General features: G+C 47.5%; 4 protein-coding genes. All 4 read right to left on the bottom strand.

Annotated elements, in window-relative coordinates:
- On the bottom strand, nt 1-352 hold a 352-nt coding region (locus tag B3G15_RS15935), incomplete at its 3' end, for a methyltransferase (RefSeq protein ID WP_414651127.1).
- A 51-nt stretch (nt 353-403) separates the two neighbouring features.
- Nucleotides 404-754, bottom strand: coding sequence for a DNA replication initiation control protein YabA (gene yabA, locus B3G15_RS15930; protein WP_119182633.1), 351 nt, complete (start codon nt 752-754; stop codon nt 404-406).
- Nucleotides 755-762: 8 nt separating this feature from the next.
- Nucleotides 763-1569, bottom strand: a complete 807-nt coding sequence (locus tag B3G15_RS15925; RefSeq protein ID WP_290722356.1) for a PSP1 domain-containing protein — start codon at nt 1567-1569, stop codon at nt 763-765.
- A 6-nt stretch (nt 1570-1575) separates the two neighbouring features.
- A partial coding sequence (locus B3G15_RS15920) for a DNA polymerase III subunit delta' (RefSeq protein ID WP_290722354.1) occupies nt 1576-2337 on the bottom strand: 762 nt, incomplete at its 5' end.

Genomic DNA, 2337 nt, shown 5'->3' with positions numbered 1-2337 from the left:
CATCATAGATGCCGTATCCAAGACGCGTACCCGCCTCTTTGACGTCCCCTTCAATCATCTCAATCCGATTGTTCAGTTCATTCAAGTTGACGCTACGTCGTGCCATCTCCGCTAGTCGCGGTTGAATTTCAAGACCCGTGATCTGCCCTTTCGTCCGGTAGGATAAAAAGAGTGGAATCGCACCGTTTCCCGAACAGAGATCGGCAATCCGTCCCTGTTGAATCGGGACCCACGCAAATCGTGCGAGCAGTGCCGCGTCGAGTGAATACGAGAAGACGGATGGACTTTGAATGATTTTCCCTTCTTGTCCTAAGAGATAATCAAGTCGTTCGTCTGGTAATAGTTCAAACATGTCGTGCCTTCCTTTCCGAAAAAAAGACTGACTCATGTAGAAGTCAGCCTCTCAATGTTTCGTTAACATGGATAAGCAAAAGAGGCAATCGCCGTCTTTTCGTACTTGTCCATAATGCAAGTTACAGATGTGGAACCCTTCCTGGTACAATCGTCCGAGATTATCGTAGCCCGCACCGACGCCCGCTTCCGCTTCTTCCGCTTCCGTGACCGGCTGTTGTTCATCGCGTTCGACTTTTTCCCGAAGATGATGATTCTCCAGATACAGATGTTGGTTCTCTTCCATCATGTAAGCCAGCTGATCCTTTAACACGCTCAGATGCTCAGTCAGCAAATGAATCTGTTGCTCAATCGCATCGACACGCGTAATGATTTCTTTTTTATCGACTCTCTCCACGCGTATGCACCCCGTTATTCTTTTGGTCGTTTTGGTTTTACGGCACCAACGGATAATAGTTCTTCCATTGAATACGTCAAGACGCGGGAACGATCCTTCAGTTCGATTTGAACGACTTGATCGAGGATGTTCAAACCAACGACGCGTCCTTCGCCTTCAGGTACTGTCAAACGTTTTCCGTAGTCCGGCAAATCACGGCGCATTTCTTNNCAGCACATCAAACGACCACATACTCCTGAAATCTTCGTCGGATTCAACGACAGGTTTTGATCTTTTGCCATCTTGATCGAAACCGGTTCGAACTCACCGAGGAAAGATGAACAACATAAGACACGACCACACGGACCGATGCCTCCCAGTAACTTCGCTTCATCCCGAACACCGATTTGACGGAGTTCGATACGCGTCCGGAAGACCGCCGCTAAATCTTTGACGAGCTCACGGAAATCAACACGTCCTTCTGCCGTGAAGTAGAAGATGACCTTATTGCGATCAAACGTGTACTCGACATCGACCAATTTCATATCGAGTTTATGTTCACGGATTTTTTCGACACATACCGCATGCGCATCAAGCGCTGCGACTTTATTTTCGCGGACGATCATTGCATCCTTATCGTCAGCAATCCGAAGAATGGATTTCAGTGGCAACACCACATCTTCTTCGTCCATTTGTTTATCGGCGATGACCACTTCGCCATATTCAATGCCCCGTACCGTCTCAACGATGACTGCTTGTCCTCGTGATAATGACTCTTGTCCAGGTGCAAAATAATAAATTTTGCCCGCTTCTTTAAAGCGAACGCCTACTACTTCTAGCATGTCGCTCTACCCTTTCTGTAAGTCAAACATGAGACGCTCAACTGTTAATTGGGGATTAACATTCGCTTCGACCCGTCTTACTGCGGCAAGCACAGCTTGCAACCAGCGGGTGATCGTCGTCTGGCTCTTGGACCCCATCTGTTCAAGTTGGGGTTTACTATTCGTATAGGTCATACCTTCCCACGCCGGATTCAGTTTCAGACGTAAGACATCCTCAAAGAAACAGGTGACGAGTTCAAGACCGATTCGGACATCCTGACGGTTCTTGAATTGTCCCATCCATTTCTCTTGTACGAACAGTGGTAAATCAGCCGGACGATTCGCTAATTCCTCCATCAATTGTAACACTGACGCTCGCGCATTTACAAACCAGTCTTCGAGTAATGCTTCTTCTGCATCCTCGACTTTTGGATAGACACGCGCTGCCAATTGCGTCAACTCGTGGTCCCGTCCCGTTTTTTCAGATAAAACCTCGCCAATCATTTGACGATCCGCCGGACGAAAACTTAATAACTGTCCCCGCGATCGAATCGTCGGTAAAAGGAGCTGGGGTTGATTCGTCAACAATAAGGCCACTTTTCCTTCTCCTGGTTCCTCAAAGAACTTCAGCAAACTGTTTGCTGCCTGAGGAGTCATCTTATGGGACTGGGTAATGACATAAATCTGACGATCGCCTTCGAGTCCTCGGAGTGAGAGATCATGCATCAATTGTTGAATCTGTTCTTTTTTGATGGTCGCGCCATCTGGTTCGATTTCATAATAATCGAC

This window comes from Exiguobacterium sp. UBA1053, from assembly GCF_002316465.1.
GTDB classification, from domain to species: Bacteria; Bacillota; Bacilli; order Exiguobacteriales; family Exiguobacteriaceae; genus Exiguobacterium_A; species Exiguobacterium_A abrahamii.
The sequence above is the reverse complement of the archived record's forward strand: the minus strand, read 5'-3'. Positions and strand labels throughout refer to the sequence as shown.